Annotated in this window: 1 protein-coding gene and 1 pseudogene; both read left to right on the top strand. The window is 66.6% G+C overall.

Annotated features, from left to right (window positions below; genetic code table 11):
• Nucleotides 1-78: 78 nt before the first annotated feature.
• The gene (locus AC1D00_RS32580; protein ID WP_477013492.1) at nucleotides 79-1,899 is read left to right on the top strand and encodes an AMP-dependent synthetase/ligase; all 1,821 of its coding nucleotides are present in this window, start codon (nucleotides 79-81) and stop codon (nucleotides 1,897-1,899) included.
• 195 nt (nucleotides 1,900-2,094) lie between these two features.
• Nucleotides 2,095-3,404, top strand: a pseudogene (locus AC1D00_RS32575) (oleate hydratase); the annotation flags it as partial.

Raw genomic sequence — 3,404 nt, 5'->3', positions numbered from 1 at the left:
GGATAAAGGCGGCGAGGACTGGCCAGCCTAGTGTCGAGCCCCCAGATTCACGGGAATCGACGGTCAGGAAAGGACGCCATGCCGGGGCCGATCAGTCAACCGCAGACGCTCGCTGACGTGAAGACACTGCCGGAACTGCTGCGCTGGCGCGTCAAGGCGACGCCGGCGGCGGAGGCCTATCGCCATTTCGACGCGGATGCGGGACGCTGGGTCAGCCAGTCCTGGCACGAGATCGACGCGGAATTCGAGCTGTGGCGGCGGGCGCTGGCCGCGGAGGAGTTCTCGCCCGGCGAGCGTATCGCCATCCTGATGCCGAACGGCATTCCGCACATCGCAATGGACCAGGCGGCGCTGTCGCGCGGTCTCGTGCCGGTGCCGATGCATGCGGTCGACAACCCCGACAGCATTGCCTACATCCTCGCCGATTCCGGCGCGCTGCTGCTGTTCGTGGATACGCTGGAGCGCTGGCAGGCGATCGTGGCCACCGGCCAGCCGCTCGATGCGCTCAAGCGCGTCGTCTGCACTGAGATGACCGGGCCGGCGCCGGCCGATTCACGCATCGTCGCGCTCGACCATTGGCTCGGGTCCGCTCCTGGCGCGACCGCGCCATTGCCCGACGTCGCGGTAGCGCCGGACGATCTTGCCGCCATCGTCTACACCTCGGGCACGACCGGACGGCCGAAGGGCGTGATGCTGTCGCATGACAACGTCGTCGCCAATGTGAAGGCGATCGCGCATCGCATCGCGGCGTCGCCCGACGACGTCTTCCTGTCCTTCCTGCCGCTCTCGCACACTTTCGAGCGCACCGGCGGCTATTACTATCCGATCGCGGCCGGGGCCTGCGTCGCCTATGCGCGCTCGGTGCCGCAGCTCGGGGACGACCTCAAGCATGTGAGGCCGACGGTGCTGATCTCGGTACCGCGGATCTATGAGCGCGTCCATGCGCTGATCATGCAGCATCGCGCATCGGCCGGAAGCATCGAGCGGACGCTGCTCGACCTCACGATGGCCGTCGGCGGCCGGCGTTTCGAAGCGCGGCAGGGACGCGGCGCACTCTCGCTGTTCGACCGGCTGGCCTGGCCGCTGTTGAAGCGGCTCGTCGCCGACAAGGTGCTGGCGCAGCTCGGCGGCCGCCTGCGCGTCGCGGTCTCCGGCGGTGCGCCGATCGCCGAGCCTGTCATTCGGCTGTTTCTCGCGCTCGGGCTCGACATCCTCCAGGGCTACGGCATGACCGAGACCTCGCCGGTGGTCTCGGTCAACACCCCCGAGGACAACGATCCGCACTCGGTCGGCCGCGTGCTCGACGGCGTCGAGGTCAGGTTAGGCGAGAACGACGAGCTGCTGGTGCGCGGTCCCAGCGTGATGCTCGGCTACTGGCACAAACCCGAGGAGACGCGCCGCGTGAAGGAGGCCGATGGCTGGCTGCACACCGGCGACCAGGCCCGCATCGAGAACGGGCGCATCACCATCACCGGCCGCATCAAGGATATCCTCGTGACGTCCACCGGCGAGAAGATCGCGCCGGTGGATCTCGAGACCGCGATCCTGGCCGATCCCCTGTTCGAGCAGGCGCTGGTGGTCGGCGAGCAGCGGCCGTTCCTCACCGCGCTGGTCGTGCTCAATGCAAAAGCCTGGGTGCAGGAGAAAGAAAGGCTCGCCGCGAACGGCAAGCAAGGCGGCGCGGCGGAGCGGGCCGCCCTGCTTGCCAGAATCGCGGCGGCGGTGAAGGCCTATCCGTMCTACGCGACGCCGCGCGCGGTGTGGTGGACGCTGGATCCCTGGACCATCGCCGCCGGCCTGCTGACGCCGACGCTGAAGAACAAGCGCCCCGCGCTCGAGCACCGCTTCGCCGACGAGATCGCGCAGATCTATGCGAAGAAGCCGGCGAGAGCGTCCTGAGCTCGCGTCTTCCTGCTTGGAGCACGAAGTTTCCATAGCGTCATGGCCGGGCTTGTCTCGGCCATGACGCTATGGAAGAGAGAGCGCTCACGTCCTCTTGAACGCCGCTTCCGCTGCGCTTGATCCAGCGCAATTTCGGCCGCCGGCTCCCATGCAATCTCGCCGCGAGAATTCGAATTGCAATCGAGGCAAGTCATGAAGGCGTATTTCATCGGTGGTGGCATCGGATCGCTCGCGGGCGCGGCGTTCCTGGTTCGCGACGCGCAGCTGCCGGGACGCGACATCGTGATCTACGAGGCGCAGCCGCTGCTCGGCGGCAGCCTCGACGGCGCACCGCTCGCGAACGGCGCCTATTCGTTGCGCGGCGGGCGCATGCTCACCACCGATCACTACGAATGCACCTGGGACCTGCTGTCAGGCATCCCCTCGCTCGAACGTCCGGGCCTGAGCGTGCGGGACGAGACCGTCGCGTTCAACGAGGAGAACCCGGCGCATTCGCAGGCGCGGCTGGTCGACCGCAACCGCTTCAAGATCGACGTCTCCCACATGGGCTTCTCCGCGCGCGACCGGCTCGAGCTGCTGCGGCTCACCGAGGCCTCGGAGGAAACGCTCGGCAACAGCCGCATCACCGACTGGCTGTCGCCAAAATTCTTCGAGTCCAGTTTCTGGTACATGTGGCAGACCACTTTCGCCTTCCAGCCCTGGCACAGCGCGGTCGAACTGAAGCGCTATCTGCACCGCTTCATGAACGAATTCCCGCGCATCGAAACCCTCGCCGGCGTCAAGCGTACCGTCTACAACCAGTATGACGCGATCGTGCGGCCGCTTGCCGACTGGCTGAAGCGGCAAGGCGTGCAATTCGTGCGCGGCACCCGCGTCACCGACATGACGCTCGAAGACGAGGCCGGACGCGTGCGCGTGCGCCAGCTCGTGCTCGATCGCGACGGCCGCACCGCCAACGTCCGCCTCGAGGACGGCGATCTCGTGTTCCTCCAGAACGGCTCGATGACGGATGCCTCGAGCCTGGGCACCATGACCGAGCCGCCGCCGCACCTGACCAAGGCCGACAGCCAGGGCTGGGCGCTGTGTGGGAGACGATCGCGCAGGGACGTCCCGAATTCGGCAATCCGTCCGCGTTCAACACCTCGATCCCGGAATCATACTGGCTGTCCTTCACGGTCACCTGCCGCGATCCGCGCTTCTTCGACAAGATGGAGGCGTTCTCGGGCAACAGGGCCGGCACCGGCGGGCTGGTGACGTTCAGGGATTCCAACTGGCTGATGTCGGCGGTGCTGTATCATCAGCCGCATTTCGCGGGTCAGCCGAAGGACGTCCRGGTGTTCTGGGGTTATGCGCTGCATCCGGACCGCGTCGGCAATTTCGTCGGGAAGCCGATGTCCGATTGCGGCGGCGCGGACATCCTGAACGAGCTGTGCGGGCACCTGAATTTCGATCGCGATGCGTTCGAGAATGCGATCTGCATTCCCTGCCGCATGCCCTACATC

The organism is Bradyrhizobium sp. P2_E8 (genome assembly GCF_056403875.1).
This window is presented reverse-complemented; position numbering and strand designations above follow the sequence as displayed.